The sequence below is a fragment of the bacterium genome (assembly GCA_024742285.1).
In the GTDB taxonomy this organism is placed as follows: Bacteria; Myxococcota_A; UBA9160; order UBA9160; family UBA4427; genus UBA4427.
Genome location: JANSYR010000021.1, coordinates 1 through 13,798, shown reverse-complemented (window position 1 = coordinate 13,798; position 13,798 = coordinate 1). Strand labels below are relative to the sequence as shown.

At 67.8% G+C, this 13,798-nt stretch carries 17 protein-coding genes; 13 read left to right on the top strand and 4 right to left on the bottom strand.

Annotation, left to right across the window (positions count from 1 at the left end):
• Positions 1-70: 70 nt before the first annotated feature.
• The 11 genes from flgF to fliW all read left to right on the top strand — a co-directional run bounded on the left by flgF (position 71) and on the right by fliW (position 8,461).
• Positions 71-808: a flagellar basal-body rod protein FlgF gene (gene flgF / locus NXI30_26400; protein MCR9097765.1), complete on the top strand. Its 738-nt coding sequence runs from the start codon at positions 71-73 to the stop codon at positions 806-808.
• Positions 805-1,593, top strand: coding sequence for a flagellar basal-body rod protein FlgG (gene flgG / locus NXI30_26395; protein MCR9097764.1), 789 nt, complete (start codon positions 805-807; stop codon positions 1,591-1,593). Before flgF ends, flgG begins: the two co-directional genes overlap by 4 nt.
• A 127-nt stretch (positions 1,594-1,720) precedes the next feature.
• Positions 1,721-2,419 (top strand): flagellar basal body P-ring formation chaperone FlgA, encoded by a 699-nt coding sequence (flgA, locus tag NXI30_26390; GenBank protein ID MCR9097763.1) that lies wholly within the window; start codon positions 1,721-1,723, stop codon positions 2,417-2,419.
• Complete coding sequence (locus tag NXI30_26385) at positions 2,406-3,170, top strand: flagellar basal body L-ring protein FlgH (protein ID MCR9097762.1); 765 nt, start codon at positions 2,406-2,408, stop codon at positions 3,168-3,170. Before flgA ends, NXI30_26385 begins: the two co-directional genes overlap by 14 nt.
• Complete coding sequence (locus NXI30_26380) at positions 3,170-4,300, top strand: flagellar basal body P-ring protein FlgI (protein MCR9097761.1); 1,131 nt, start codon at positions 3,170-3,172, stop codon at positions 4,298-4,300. Before NXI30_26385 ends, NXI30_26380 begins: the two co-directional genes overlap by 1 nt.
• Before the next feature lie 37 nt (positions 4,301-4,337).
• Entirely contained in the window at positions 4,338-4,673 is a 336-nt protein-coding gene (locus NXI30_26375) for a rod-binding protein (protein MCR9097760.1), read from the top strand.
• Positions 4,670-5,209: a flagellar protein FlgN gene (locus NXI30_26370; protein MCR9097759.1), complete on the top strand. Its 540-nt coding sequence runs from the start codon at positions 4,670-4,672 to the stop codon at positions 5,207-5,209. Before NXI30_26375 ends, NXI30_26370 begins: the two co-directional genes overlap by 4 nt.
• Before the next feature lie 10 nt (positions 5,210-5,219).
• Positions 5,220-6,725: a flagellar hook-associated protein FlgK gene (flgK, locus tag NXI30_26365; GenBank protein ID MCR9097758.1), complete on the top strand. Its 1,506-nt coding sequence runs from the start codon at positions 5,220-5,222 to the stop codon at positions 6,723-6,725.
• 29 nt (positions 6,726-6,754) lie between these two features.
• Positions 6,755-7,663: a flagellar hook-associated protein FlgL gene (gene flgL, locus NXI30_26360; GenBank protein ID MCR9097757.1), complete on the top strand. Its 909-nt coding sequence runs from the start codon at positions 6,755-6,757 to the stop codon at positions 7,661-7,663.
• A 41-nt stretch (positions 7,664-7,704) separates the two neighbouring features.
• Positions 7,705-7,965: a carbon storage regulator CsrA gene (csrA, locus tag NXI30_26355; GenBank protein ID MCR9097756.1), complete on the top strand. Its 261-nt coding sequence runs from the start codon at positions 7,705-7,707 to the stop codon at positions 7,963-7,965.
• Complete coding sequence (gene fliW, locus NXI30_26350; protein MCR9097755.1) at positions 7,958-8,461, top strand: flagellar assembly protein FliW; 504 nt, start codon at positions 7,958-7,960, stop codon at positions 8,459-8,461. The genes csrA and fliW overlap by 8 nt, the downstream gene beginning before the upstream one ends.
• 24 nt (positions 8,462-8,485) lie before the next feature.
• Here the strand turns inward: fliW and NXI30_26345 are convergent, their stop codons facing one another.
• From NXI30_26345 to NXI30_26330, 4 genes are read right to left on the bottom strand one after another with little or no spacing between them, the layout of a single operon-like run.
• Positions 8,486-9,373, bottom strand: coding sequence for an OmpA family protein (locus tag NXI30_26345; protein ID MCR9097754.1), 888 nt, complete (start codon positions 9,371-9,373; stop codon positions 8,486-8,488).
• 31 nt (positions 9,374-9,404) lie between these two features.
• Complete coding sequence (locus tag NXI30_26340) at positions 9,405-10,160, bottom strand: flagellar motor protein (GenBank protein MCR9097753.1); 756 nt, start codon at positions 10,158-10,160, stop codon at positions 9,405-9,407.
• A gap of 11 nt (positions 10,161-10,171) precedes the next feature.
• Positions 10,172-10,390 carry a flagellar FlbD family protein gene (locus NXI30_26335; GenBank protein MCR9097752.1) on the bottom strand — a complete coding sequence of 73 codons (219 nt, stop codon included), beginning with the start codon at positions 10,388-10,390 and terminating at the stop codon, positions 10,172-10,174.
• A 4-nt stretch (positions 10,391-10,394) separates the two neighbouring features.
• Entirely contained in the window at positions 10,395-11,624 is a 1,230-nt protein-coding gene (locus tag NXI30_26330) for a GNAT family N-acetyltransferase (GenBank protein ID MCR9097751.1), read from the bottom strand.
• 433 nt (positions 11,625-12,057) lie between these two features.
• Between NXI30_26330 and NXI30_26325 the strand changes: the two genes are divergently transcribed.
• Positions 12,058-12,879 carry a flagellin gene (locus tag NXI30_26325; protein MCR9097750.1) on the top strand — a complete coding sequence of 274 codons (822 nt, stop codon included), beginning with the start codon at positions 12,058-12,060 and terminating at the stop codon, positions 12,877-12,879.
• A gap of 116 nt (positions 12,880-12,995) precedes the next feature.
• The coding region (locus tag NXI30_26320) for a flagellin (protein ID MCR9097749.1) at positions 12,996-13,798 on the top strand (803 nt) is incomplete at its 3' end.

The window sequence follows — 13,798 nt, the reverse complement described above, 5'->3', positions numbered from 1 at the left end:
TGCGAATGCCCTCCCCAGGAATGCCACCCGGAGTGCGTTCGACGTACGGAGCGGTGGGCAAGAGGAAGGCATGGGCAGCGAATCCTACATCTCGGCATCAGGGGCATCGGCGCAGCTGCGCGATCTCGATGTCGTGTCGAACAACCTGTCGAACGTCGGAACGCCGGGGTACAAGCGCTCGGAGTCGATCTTTCGCGCCGTCCTCGAGTCGTCGCTCCGGGCGGCTTCGGGGCAGGCGGTGAACGGCGCGCCGGCGACGAGCTTCGTCTCCACGGACGAGGTCGGCTCGAACTTCGAGCGCGGCTCGGTCGAACGAACGGGGTCGCCGCTCCACACGATGATCGACGGCCCGGGCTTCTTCGAGATCCTGACGCCCCAGGGCACGCGCTACACGCGCGCCGGCAACTTCATGCTGAATCGCGAGGGAGAGCTCGCGACGCCGTCCGGCTACCCCGTGCAGGGCGAGGGCGGTTCGATCGAGGTCCGGGACAGCGCCGCGCGGATCGATCAGACCGGCGCGATCGTCGACTCGACCGGAAACGTGATCGGTCGCCTCAAGGTGGCCGACTTCGACGACCCCCAGGCCTTGAAGCGCGAGGGACAGAGCGTCTTCAGCGCGCCGGAGGACGCGGGGCTCCGCGTCCTCGAGAGAAACCAGTTCATCCCGGGCTCGATCGAGGGCTCGAACGTCGATGCATCGAGGGAGCTGGCCACGATGGTCATGCTCCAGCGCGCCTTCGAGACGAACGTGCGTGCGATGCAGGTCGACGATGAAACCACCCAGAGACTGATCGAAGGAATCCGCTGATGCGAGCTCTATTCACCGCGGCCACCGGCATGGAGGCCCAGCAGGCACAGATCGACACGATCGCGAACAACATCGCGAACGTCGGGACCACGGGCTTCAAGAAGTCCCGGGCCGAGTTCCAGGATCTCTTCTACGAGACTCTGCGAGCTCCGGGCGCGTCGAGTGACGACGGCTCCGTGCTGCCGACGGGTGTCCAGGTCGGTCACGGCGTCCAGCTCGGCGCGATCAACCAGATCTTCAGCGCGGGCGATCGTCTGAACACGGGGAATCAGCTCGACATGGCCATCGACGGCCTGGGCTTCTTCCAGGTCCAGCGCCCGAACGGCGACCTCGTCTTCACTCGAGACGGCACGTTCAAGCTCGATGGCGACGGCAACGTGGTGACCGCCCAGGGCTACCAGGTGATTCCGAACATCACCGTCCCGCCGGACGCCATCTCCGTGACGGTGCTTCCCGACGGAACCGTGAACGCAGCCCAGGCGGGGAACTCCCAGCCTCTCAACCTCGGCCAGATCCAGCTCGCGCGCTTCGCCAACCCGGCAGGTCTGCGAATGGTCGGCGGAAACCAGTTCGAGGCGACCAATGCCTCGGGCGACCCGGAGACGGGGCTGCCCGAGCAGAACGGCTTCGGCGGGATCGCGGCAGGCTTCCTCGAGGGCTCGAACGTCGAGGTCGCCGAGGAGCTCGTCCAGATGATCCTCGCCCAGCGGGCTTTCGAGGTCAGCTCCCGAGTGATCCAGGCCGGCGACGAGATGCTCCGCATCGCGTCCCAGCTCTCGCAGTAGGCGACTGCCGCCGTGGTAGGCGGCTGACGCGCGCGTCGGCGCGCAGATACCGGAGGAAGGCAAGTTGCGAAGGTGGGGAAACCGAATTGCGGCGGGGCGTTCGTGGACGATCGCATGTCTGCTCCTCGTGGCGATCACGGGGCAGGCGCTCGTCGTCGCGTCGGCGCAGGCCGACGCCGGCGAGAAGCGCGTCCGCACCGACATCGAGCGCTTCGTCCGGGCGCGGATCGCGCGTTCGGAGGCGGAAGGTGCCCGTACGTCGATCGACATCCCGCCGCTCGGCAGCTTCACCGTGGACCGGGACCGGTATCCCGGGACGCTCCGAACGGAAATCTCGACCCGCGCGGCCGAGCCGCTGCGCGGCCGGGTGCCGCTCGCCATCTCGCTCTACGCGGGCGATCGCCTCGTCCGTCGCGCCGTCGTCTCGCCCTACGTCCGACGGACCGAGAGAGTGGTCGTTCCTGTCCGTGACATCCAACGGGGGATGATTCTCGACGCCTCCGATTTCACTGTCGTCGATCGCGACGCCAATCGCCTGCCGCGTGACGTCGTCCGCGAAGTGGCGGAGGTGATCGGGCTGCGCGCGAAGCGTTCGCTGCGCAAGGACCGGGTGTTCCGCGCCTCGCAGGTCGAGGGCGTTCCTCTGGTCGAACGGGGGGATCGCGTCCAGCTCGTCCTCCAGGCGGGACCGCTGCGCGTGAGCGCGATGGGGCGCGCTCAGGAGGCGGGGGCACTCGGCGACTGGATCCGGGTCCTGAACGTCGACTCGAAGCGTGAGCTCTCGGGCCGTATCGATGCGGAGGGGCGGGTCCATGTCGCGTTCTGATCGCGGAAGCCGCGCTCTCGGCGTCGTCGCCGTCGCATTCGTCGCGCTCTCCGTCGGCTGCGTCGAGACGTCGCTGCGCGAGGCGCGTGAGCCGATGGACTACGAGGCGCTTCCGACGCCGCCTGCGCGCCCCACGACCGACGGTTCGATCTGGACGGGGGCGACCCAGTCCGGGTCGTTCCTGTTCTTCGACGAGAAAGCCGCCACTGTCGGCGATCTCGTCACGGTGGTGATCGTCGAGGCGACGGAGGCACAAGGGGATGCCCGGACGGAAACGGACGCCAACCGGCTCGCGAACGTCGGTCTCTCCTCCGACGTCGGTTTCCAGAAGCTCGTTGCGAGCCCCATCCAGGGACTGCTGCGGATCTTCGGATTCGACGACGAGGGGACCGGTGTCGACCAGGGGAGCCAGCTCAACGTCGTGAACAGTCAGATGCAGACCGAGTTCACCGGGGAGGCGCTCACGAGTCGCCGAGGAACCTTTACCGGCGTCATCACCTGTCGGGTGATCGGTGTGCTCCCGAACGGCATCCTTCACATCCGCGGTCGGCGATCCGTCGTGGTGAATCACGAGGCGCAGTACATCTCGCTCGAGGGCCTCGTTCGCCGGGAAGACCTCACGATCGAGAACAGCGTGCTCAGCAACTCGGTCGCCGAGATGCGCCTCTCCTACGACGGAATGGGCGTCCTCGACGACAAGCAGCGTCCTGGATTCATGACCCGTTTCCTCGACTGGGCGTACCCGTTCTGATGCGCGTCTGTCGTGTAGAGGACCGGATTCGTCGCGGCCTGCGGGTGATCCTCGCGCTGGTCGTGCTCTTCGCTCTGGGAACCCCGACCGCCGACGCAGCGCGGCTCAAGGACATGGCTTCGGTCAAGGGCGTGCGATCGAACCAGATCATCGGCTACGGCCTCGTCGTCGGCCTGCGCGGCACCGGAGACAAGGCCGGCGCGCGCTTCACGACCCAGTCCCTCCGCAGCCTGCTCTCGAAGATGGGCATCGCCCTCGACCCGAACGCGATCCGCGTGGCGAACGTCGCGGCGGTCATGGTGACCGCCGACCTCCCGCCCTTCGCGCGGACCGGGACCGAGATCGACGCGGTCGTCTCCTCGATTGGCGATGCGCAGAGCCTCGAGGGTGGGATGCTCCTGATGACCCCGCTCCTCGGCAACGACGGCGAGATCTATGCGATCGCCCAGGGTGCCGTGGCGGTGGGCGGCTTCTCGGTCGAAGGGGGTGGCGCGGCCGTCTCCCAGAACCATCCGACGGTGGGCACCCTCGTGGGGGGCGCGACCGTCGAGCGGGAGGTGGCGTACAGCCTCGTAGGCCGCGAGCAGTTCGAGATCTCGCTCCATAATCCGGACTTCACGACGGCGCGCAGGACGGCGAGTCGCATCAACGAGGCGTTCGACGCCCGGGTGGCCGCAGCGCGCGACTCGGGGACGCTCGACCTCACGATTCCGACTGCGTACCGCGACGACGTGGTGGGCTTCCTCGCACGGGTCGAGACCCTCGACGTGGTCCCGGACAAGGCGGCACGCATCATCCTGAACGAGCGGACCGGCACCATCGTGATGGGCGATCGCGTACGCGTCTCCACCGTCGCGGTCTCCCACGGCAACCTGACGGTGATCGTGAACCGGACCAATCAGGTGTCCCAGCCCGCGCCCTTCGGCCGCGGCGAGACGACCCGACTCCAGAACACCGAGATCGAGGCCTTCGAGGAGCAGGCACAGCTGAGCGTGATCGAAGACACGGTCACGATCGGCGAGCTCGTCCGCGCCCTGAACGCGATGGGCACGACGCCCACGGATCTGATCTCGATCATCCAGGCGATCAAGGCGAGCGGCGCGCTCGCCGCCGACGTGGAGATGATGTGAAGTTTCGCGCAATCGAAACGAACGAGAGGGTCGCGTGATGGACGGAATCACGGCGCCGCCGCTGCCGACGGTGAACAGCCTCGGCAAGACGCCGGCGGGAAAGATGGACGAGAAGACCGCGCTCAAGTCCTTCGAGGCGTACATCGTGGGGGAGATGCTCCGCCGCGCCGCGCCGAAGAGCGAGGGGGGACTCTTCGACGGCGGGCAGGCCGGCCGCATGTACCAGGACCATCTCTATCAGGAATACGCGCGGCTGATCGCCGAGGACGGTCGATTCGGTCTCGCAGAGCAGCTCGAAGGCCAGCTCACCGACGCGCGGGAAGACGCCGCCGATCCGGACGAGGACGGCACGACGGAGGAGGCGGCGCGATGAGCTCGGTGTCGAAGCCCGACGATCGGACGGCGAGCTCGATTCGCGAGCTGGTGACGCGACTCGAGGTCGTCGTCGAGGCGGAAGAGGAGACCTATCGCCGGTTCAAGCAGGTCCTGCGTCGTGAAGAGGACGAGCTGATCACGCTCGACCCCCGCGACCTCGAGCGGACCACGGCCGAGAAGGAGGCGCTCGGAGCGGAGGCCCGGCTGCACGGGGAATCCCGGGTGGAGCTGACCCGCGCCCTGGCGAGCGTCCTCGGGGAGACGCCCGCGGAAGCGCGCCTCTCCGAGCTCTTGCCGAAGCTGGGGGACGTGGCGAACGGGCTGGTGGATCGCCAGGCGCGGCTGCGCGCACTGATGGATTCGACGCGCGCGCTCCTCGCCGCGAACGAGGACTTCGCGAACCGGACCCTGGGTCGCGTGCAGGACACGCTGCGCATGCTCGGTCAGGCGATCCCCGAAGCCGAGGGCTACGGCCCCGGCCGATCCTCGGAATCGTCCGCCGGTCGCGGACGCCTCGTTCGCGCGGCGATCTGAGGGACGATCGATGGCAGGACTCTTCGACGCACTCGAGACCGCGACCCGTGGGATCACCGTCGTCCAGCGAAGCATGGCGACGACCGGTCACAACATCGCGAACGTCAACACGCCGGGCTACTCGCGACAGCGATCCGTTCTGGTGGCAGGTACGCCGCAGCCCGACGCGGCCGGAGCGATCGGCTCCGGCGTCGAGCAGCTCACGGTAGAGCGGATCGTCGATCAGTTCGTCAACACACGGCTCATCAGCGAGACGTCCCGGTACGCCGAGACCGACGCGGACGCGTCCCTGTATCGCGAGATCGAAGCGATCGTCAACGATCAGCTGACGGAAGGCCTGAGTGACGAGCTGGCGTCGTTCTTCGACTCCATGGCCGGCCTCGAGGGTGCGATCGAGGAGGGGCAGCAGGTCGCTCGCGGCCAGGTCCTGGCGTCGGCCGAGTCCTTCGTCGACACGGTCCATCGCTGGGACAGCCAGCTGCGAACGCTCCAGCGGGACACGGACCGGGGCATCGTCGGTCTGATCCCCGAGATCAATTCCCTCGCGAGCGAGATCGCGGAGTTGAACGGACGGATCGCCGAGGCGGAGACCCTCGCGCCCGCGAACGACCTGCGGGACCGACAGGACGCGTTGGTCCTCCAGCTCGCAGAGAAGATCGAGATCAAGACGATCGCTACCGAAGACGGGTCGGTCTCCATCCGACTGGCGGGTGGCCTCTCCCTGGTGGACCGGCGGGTCGCGGGGCAGCTCGAAGCCGTCGTCGACCCCACGAATCCGAATCCGCTCGATTCGACGTACTCGCAGGTCTACTACACCGGGGCCGGCAGCAGCTTCGACGTGACGAACCAGATCAGCGGCGGCGAGCTCGGCTCGGCCATCAACGCCCGGGAGCAGGTGATCGCCGGCGCGATCGCGGAGCTCGATGCGTTCGTCTATACGCTGGTCGATCGATTCAACGCTGTGCATCAGGACGGCGTGGGGCTGGTCGACGACACGCGGAACGACTTCTTCCAGGACATGAGCGCGCGCCCGACCATCGACGGGGCCGCACGGGATCTCCGGATCTCGGACGCGATCGATCCCGATCGGGGCGGTTCGACGGACAACATCGCTGCCGGTGACCGCGCGAACATCGATCCGCTCGATCCGCCGCTTCGGGGGCGAATCGGCGACGCGAGCTGGGCGCGCGAGCTGGGTGGAATCAGGAACGAGCGCGTGACCGGCTATCTCGCGGGCGACGTTCCGGGCGCGCCGACGGGCAGCTCGGCGGGCATCGCGGCGAATCTGATCAACCTGACCGGCGAGATCGGACAGCGGGCCCGTACCGCGAATCGTGCCCTCGAACAGCAGGAAGCGCTCCTCCAGTCCGTGCAGGACCGGCGCGACTCGATCTCGAGCGTCTCGATCGACGAGGAGGTCGCTCAGCTCGTCAAGCTGCAGTCGAACTTCCAGGCCAACGCGCGCGTCGTGCGGACGGTCAGCGAGATGATCCAGGACCTCTTCGACGTTATCTAAACGCGGCCCGACCGAACGGAGCCTTCGGCATGCGAATCACTCAATCGACGCTCGCCCGACTCGGGCTCGCTCAGCTGAACGATCAGCGGAGCCGACTCGCGCGCACGCAGGAGCAGGCCGCGACGGGTCTTCGCATCAACCGTCCGTCCGACGATCCCGTCGACTATCGCAAGGTCCTCTTCCTGAAGGATGCGTCGAGCCAGACCTCGACCTACCTCCGGAGCATCGACCTGGCGAGGGTCCGCCTGCGCGCGACCGAGTCGGCGCTCGACGGTGCCGAAGAAGTGATGAGCCGCGCGGGGGCCCTGGCCGTGGGCGCCGCCAGCTCGACGAATCAGAATCCCGGTGCCGCGGCGGCGCTCAAGACGGAGGTCGCGCAGCTCTTCGACGAAGTATTGAGCTACGCGAACGTGCGGGCGCCCGGTGGCGGTTACGTCTTCTCGGGTCTGGACTCGGCCTCTCCGGCCTTCACGCGGGCCGGCGATTTCGGACCGGGCGTGACCCCGACGGTGACCTTCACCGGCGAGGCGAGTGCGATCGAGGTCGAGATCGACGACGGCGTCCTGATCGAAGTCACCCGTGACGGACAGGCCGCGTTCCAGGGGGCGAACGATGCCTTCGCGGCGCTGTCTCGACTCTGGACGGGAATCGACGAGGGGGACGTGGACGAGATCCGTGGTGCGATCACGGACATCGAATCGGCTCGCGAACACCTGACTCAGGAGCGAACCGTGCTCGGTGGCTCGGACTCGAAAGCCGATTCCTTCGAAGAACGTTTGAGGCTCCAGGAGCAGAACATCGCGACGCAGGTGTCTTTCCTCGAGGACGCCGACGCCTTCGAGGTCTACTCGAGCCTGACTGCGCAGGAGACGGCGCTGCAGGCGGCGCTCCAGGTGAACGCCCGACTGCTGCAGCCGACGCTGCTCGACTACATCTAGTCCGTACTGGACGACAACCCACGAGAATCGAGGAGGTTCTCATGCTGGTACTCACGAGAAGGCACGGCGAGAGCGTTCGGATCGGTCCGGACGTGCGCGTGACCGTTGTGGCTTCGAACGGAGGGCAGGTCCGCATCGCGATCGATGCCCCCGAAGAAGTCGGGATCTTCCGCGAGGAGATCTTCGAACGCGTGGCGTCGGCGAACGTCGAAGCCGCGTCGATGAGCAAGGCGATGCTCGACGAGCTGCCCAAGGGCGAGGCCGCGCGGGCGATGGACTGGGAAGGAGCGACCGATGAGTGACGTGATCCGTTTCGAGAGTCGAAGGGTTGGACTCGTCGAGGTGCCGGAGGCGGACGTCCTGACGTTCGAGCCGCTGCCCGGGTTCCCCGGAAAGACCCGCTACATCCTGATGGAGCACGCGCCGGATTCTGCGTTGGCCTGGCTGGTCAGCCTCGAGGATCCGGACCTGGCCTTCGTCGTGACGTCTCCGTGGACGTTCTTCCCGCAGTACGATCCGCCGGTCGAACGCGAGCACCTCGCGATGCTCGGCATCGAACGCCGGGACGACGTCGAGCTGCTCTGCATCGTGACGCTCTCCAACAAGGAGATCTTCCTCAACCTGGCGGCGCCGCTGCTGGTCAACGGCGCGACCCGCAAGGGAACACAGGTCGTGAGCGACGATCCCCGGTACACGACCCGCGCGCCGCTCCCCGAGCTGCGTCCGGTGGAGTCCGAGGCGAATGCCGACGGCGCGAACGAGGTGAGCGCGTCTTCCCAGGCTCCGCCCGCGCGCTGATCGCGAGGTCGCGAGGGAGCGGGATCAGGGGAGCGGGATGTCTTCCGGCGGCGGCCCGGCGGGCGCCGGCCGGAGCGTCTGGTCCGCTTCGTCCGGAAGCGGCGGGAGTTCCTCGAGCAACTCGTCGAGGGCGTCGCGGGTGCCGTCCGCTTCGCCGCTCGCGATGAGCTCGCCGTCTTCGAGGACGACGATGTCGACGCGACGGTTGCGGGCGCGATTGGCGGGATCGGCATTGTCGGCGATCGGTCGCTGGGCCGCGTGTCCGACCACGCTGATCCGCCCCGGCGCGATGGCGTGGTCGTCGATGAAGAGGCGCGCGACGGCGGCCGCCCGCGCCGCGGAGAGCTCCCAGTTGGAGGGGAAGGGGCCGTCGGCGACGGGCTGGTCGTCGGAGTGACCCTCGAACTGCAGCGAAGCCGTCGTCGAGGCGAGGACGGGCGCCATGGCCCCGAGCGCGGACCGGCGGGCGGCTGGAATCTCGACGCCGCCGGCTGGGAAGAACTCGGTCGAAGCGAGGCGGATGATCAGGCCCCGTTCCGTCCGGTGGAGCGAGACGCCGGGCTCGTCCCCGGGCTCGCGGGGGGTCCGCTCGACGACGTCGACGAGGTCCTCCTCGAGCTGCATCAGGACGGGAACCGGGGCGAGAGCTTCCGCATTCGCCGCTTCGGCGCCGGGGGCCTGGCCGCTCGTCGGGACGGGGGACGGCGAGTCCTGGTCGAAGACGAAGGCGGCCTGCAGGCCCTCGAAGAGGCTGGCGTCGCGGTCCTCCTCCGCTCGTGCGCTCGCATAGAGCACGACGAAGAGCGCGAGGAGGAGCGTCATGAAGTCCGCGTACGAGAGCAGCCAGCGGTCGCGACCGCTCGTACCCTCGCTGCTCGGGGCGAGCTCCCTTCGACGGTGCTCCCCTCTCATCACGGAAGGACGTGCTCGCGCGGAGCCGAGGTCACGAGGACACCTCGTCCGTCAGGTGGGCGCGGAGGAGCCTTTCGATCGCGCGCGGGGGCAGGCCCGCCTGCAGGGCGAGCGCGCCCTCGATCACCATCTCGTCCTCCGCCGAGCGGGCCTCGACCTGGCCTCGGATCCGGGTGGCGACCGGCAGCAGCACCAGGTTGGCCAGGCCCACGCCGTAGATCGTCGCGATGAAGGCGACCGCGATTCCCTGCCCGAGTGCATCGGGGTCCGAGAGCGCCTCCATCGCACGCACCAGACCGAGGACGGCGCCGAGGATGCCCATCGTCGGTGCGTATCCGCCCGCGGTCTCGAAGACCGAGGCGCCCGTCAGGCGATTGCGTTCGCGCCCCTCGACGTCGGAGCGAAGGACGGCGCGCAGCTGGAGCTCGTCGCAGCCGTCGATCACGTGTCGCAGGGCGCGACGCATGAACGGGGTCGGCTGCTGAGCGAGCTGCCGCTCGAGCGCGATCAGGCCCTCCTTGCGCGCGACCAGCGCGAGGTCCCGGAATCGGGTCGGAAGGACGCCACGGTGATCGCTCGGGCGGACGAGGACGAGCCGAAGCTCGCGGCGTGCCGCCGCGAGGGCGTCGTGGGTCGTGGAGAGCAGCGTCGCGCCGAGGGTGCCGAGGCCGACGATGACGGCGGCGGGCCCCTGGGCGAGCGCGGCCGGATGTCCCCCTTCGAGGATCTGCGTGCCGAACAGGGCGCCTGCGCCGAGGAGCAGGCCGGTGAGGACGAGTCGATCCATGCTGCTTCTTTCTATTCCGGATCCGGCTCGAATTCGTGGACGAGAGAGAGGCCCATGATGCGCTGACGCCAGGCGGCGACGCGCTCGACGAGCTCTTCCGGGCTCTCGAGGATGCGCAGGCGTTCACCGGTCGCCATCACGAGAAGAGTGTCGTGGGTCGCCTCGACGTAGAGCACCTGGTCGTCGTTGAGCAGCACGCGATCGCCATCGAGTCGGGTCACCCAGATCATCGGTTCAGATCGACTCCAGGCCCCAGACGAACAGCGGAATCGGCAGGTGCGCGAGGGCCGCTCGGCCGAGGCAGGGCTCGAGGGCGCGGGCGAGCTCGGTCGGATCCTCCGGGCCGGCGCACCCGAAGAGCGCGTCGAAGAGGGACCGGGGGTCGAGGCGCGTCTCGCCATGCGCGCTTCGGAGTCGGATCCGGACGGGCGTTGCGCCTGCGGTGGGCTCGACCTCGATCGCGAGGCCGCTCACGCCGGGGAGCATCGACGAGAGATCCGCTGCCAGCGCCGAAGGCGACGCGACCCGCATCCACGCGAGACGCTTCCGGACCCGATGCGCGCCTGCCTGACGAAGCGACCACGACAATGCGTCCTGCGCGGGCGGCGTCATCAGGAAGAGCTCGTTCCAGGGCTCGTTGGCCTCGAGGAGCGCCTGGCAACAGAGAAGCGCCGCATCGGCATCGCCACCCCATTCGTGTACGACCTCGACGAGGTCGTCCCCGCGTCCCCGCATGGCGAAGCCACGGAGGCCCGTCGCGTCGGAGGCCACCCGGACCTCGAGATCCGGGATCGATCGCGAGCGAGCCAGCTCGCCCGGGTCGAACTCGAGCTGGCACGTCCGGTAGCCCCGCAACCGCTCGATCTCCAGCCAGTCGCTCGGCGTGGCGCAGCCGATCTCGAGACTCGGCGCGGGGCGCTCGGTGAGGAGTGCGCGCTCGACGGTCGCAGCGTCGATGACGAGGAGCGATTCGTGGCCTGCCTCCACGAAGTCAAGACCGGAATAGAGGGCCTCGACGTCGCTCCAGAGAAGAAGGAGTCCCAGCTCGAGGGCGGTGGCCTCGTCGATGGCGGCCTGCACCACGTCGCTCGCATGTCCACGACCGCGGAATCCGGGGTCCGTGTAGACGAGGGAGATCATGCCCGTTCGCAGACGGTGCACGCCGACCCGGAACGTGACGGCCCAGAGCATGCAGAACGCGATCGGCGTCGTGTGCGACCAGAGCGTCACGGGGATGGCCGACGCGTTCCGCTCGAAGAGAAGCGGATACTCGCTCACCAGCCTTCCGGGACGCCCGTCCCGAAGGCCTTCGTTCAGCCAGTCGAGCACGTGCCGACGCTCCTGGATCGAAGAGAACCCGACCGTGATCCGTTCTTCTGGATCCGCACGCAACGCGATCCAACCCCCCTGATCCAGCGGGGTGTCGGGGGGCGCGGGCTGTGCGTTCTTTCGCGTCGTCGCCACGGTCTTCCTTCTCTCGATACTTGCGGACGCTGCCGCGCCCATCGAGACACGAATCCATCCTCCGGAAAAGCAAGATCGATACCGGTCGCTCGGACCCTTCACGTCGGCGTGAAGGGCCTTCCCTCGGCGTACGCGCGCCTTCCGTCGCGCAATCTGAAACGAAGCGGGATCCGGTACTCCGACTTGAAACGGGATCTTGCAAGGCGCTCGTGACGGGCAGGGCGACCCCCGAGCGCCGATCGCGCACTTGGAATCCGAGTTGCCCATGCGTGAACGAGTGCTGCATGTAGGGTGCGCACCGCGCAGGCTGGCACCGCCATTGCACTAGCCCCGTGCGTCAGTGGGCCCTTCGTCCACGGCGATGCAGTGTCGCCATGGACCGGGCCGGGCGCGTCACGGATGACGAGCTCGACGTCAAGGAGGAAACGTAACCATGGGACTTCGCGTAAACGCGAACACCGCTTCGATCAACGCGCAGAGAAATCTCGCGAACACGACGGTCAGTCTGCAGAAGAGTCTGCAGCGACTCTCTTCGGGTCTTCGGATCACGCGCGCGGCCGATGACGCCGCGGGCCTTGCCATCTCGGAGGGCTTTCGCGCCGACATCCGCAGCCTCGGTCAGGCCCAGCGGAACGCCAACGACGGCATCTCGCTTCTTCAGGTGGCAGAAGGCGCACTCAACGAGGTGAGCTCGATACTGATTCGTCAGCGTGAGCTGGCGATCCAGTCGGCCAACGGCACGCTCGGCTCTTCGGAGCGCACGACCCTGAACAACGAGGTCAGCGATCTCTCCGACGAGATCGACCGGATCGCTTCGGTCACCTCGTTCAACGGCACGCTCGTGCTCTCGAGCACCGCGACGATCTCGTTCCAGGTCGGAACCGAGAACTCCGCCGACAACCGGATCGACGTGACCGGTGTGCTCGCCAACGGCAGCAACATCGGCATCAGTGCCCTCAGCGTCTCGACCGTGACGGCGGCGCAGTCGGCGCTCACGATCCTGGACGCGGCGATCTCGAACGTCGCTTCGCTCCGCGCCGGCTTCGGTACGGTGCAGAACCGGCTCGAGTCCGCGATCCGATCGATCGCCGTCGCCGTCGAGAACACGTCGGCCGCGGAATCGCGGATTCGCGACGTGGACTTCGCGAGCGAGACGGCGGAGCTGACCCGGAACCAGGTGCTCCAGCAGGCGGGCATCTCCGTCCTGGCTCAGGCGAACGTCTCCACGCAGAGCGCGCTCTCGCTGCTCGGATAGTCGTGGACCCAGGACGGTCGCCGGCGACGCAAGGATGGGTCGAGGCGGCCGTTGGTCAGAAGACGTACGGAAGCGGATAGCGATTTCGTACGGAATATTGTGAAGGAGATCCCAGGATGGGACTTCGAGTCAATTCGAACGTGGCGTCGATCAACGCCCAGCGAAACCTGGTCAACTCGACCGGGAATCTCCAGAAGAGCCTTCAGCGGCTGTCTTCCGGTCTCCGCATCACGCGGGCGGCGGACGACGCGGCAGGCCTCGCGATCTCGGAAGGGTTCCGAGCCGACATCCGCTCGATCGCGCAGGCGCGGCGGAACGCCAACGACGGCATCTCGCTGCTGCAGGTCGGTGAAGGCGCACTCAACGAGGTGAGCTCGATCCTGATCCGTCAGCGTGAGCTGGCGATTCAGGCGGCCAACGGGACCCTCGGCGACGCCGAGCGCGACACGCTGAACGACGAGTTCCAGGACCTGATCTCGGAGATCGACCGGATCGCTGCCGTCACGTCGTTCAACGGCGCGACGATTCTCGAGAGCGGAGCGGGCGTGACGTTCCAGATCGGCGTCGATGCAACGAGCAACGATCGGATCACGATCAACGCCGTCGATGCGCGCGCATCGACGATCGGTCTCGGGACCGTATCCAGCGTCTCGGGCTTCAACTTCGCCACGATCAGCTCGGTCGCGAGTGCGCAGGCCGCGCTCTCGTTGATCGACTCGGCGATCTCCCAGGTCGCCTCGCTTCGGGCGAGCTTCGGTACGGTGCAGAATCGGCTCGAGTCGTCGATCCGGTCGCTGGCGGTCGCGCAGGAGAACACGTCGGCCGCGGAATCGCGGATCCGCGACGTGGACTTCGCGAGTGAGACGGCGGAGCTGACCCGGAACCAGGTGCTCCAGCAGGCGGGCATCTCGGTCCTGGC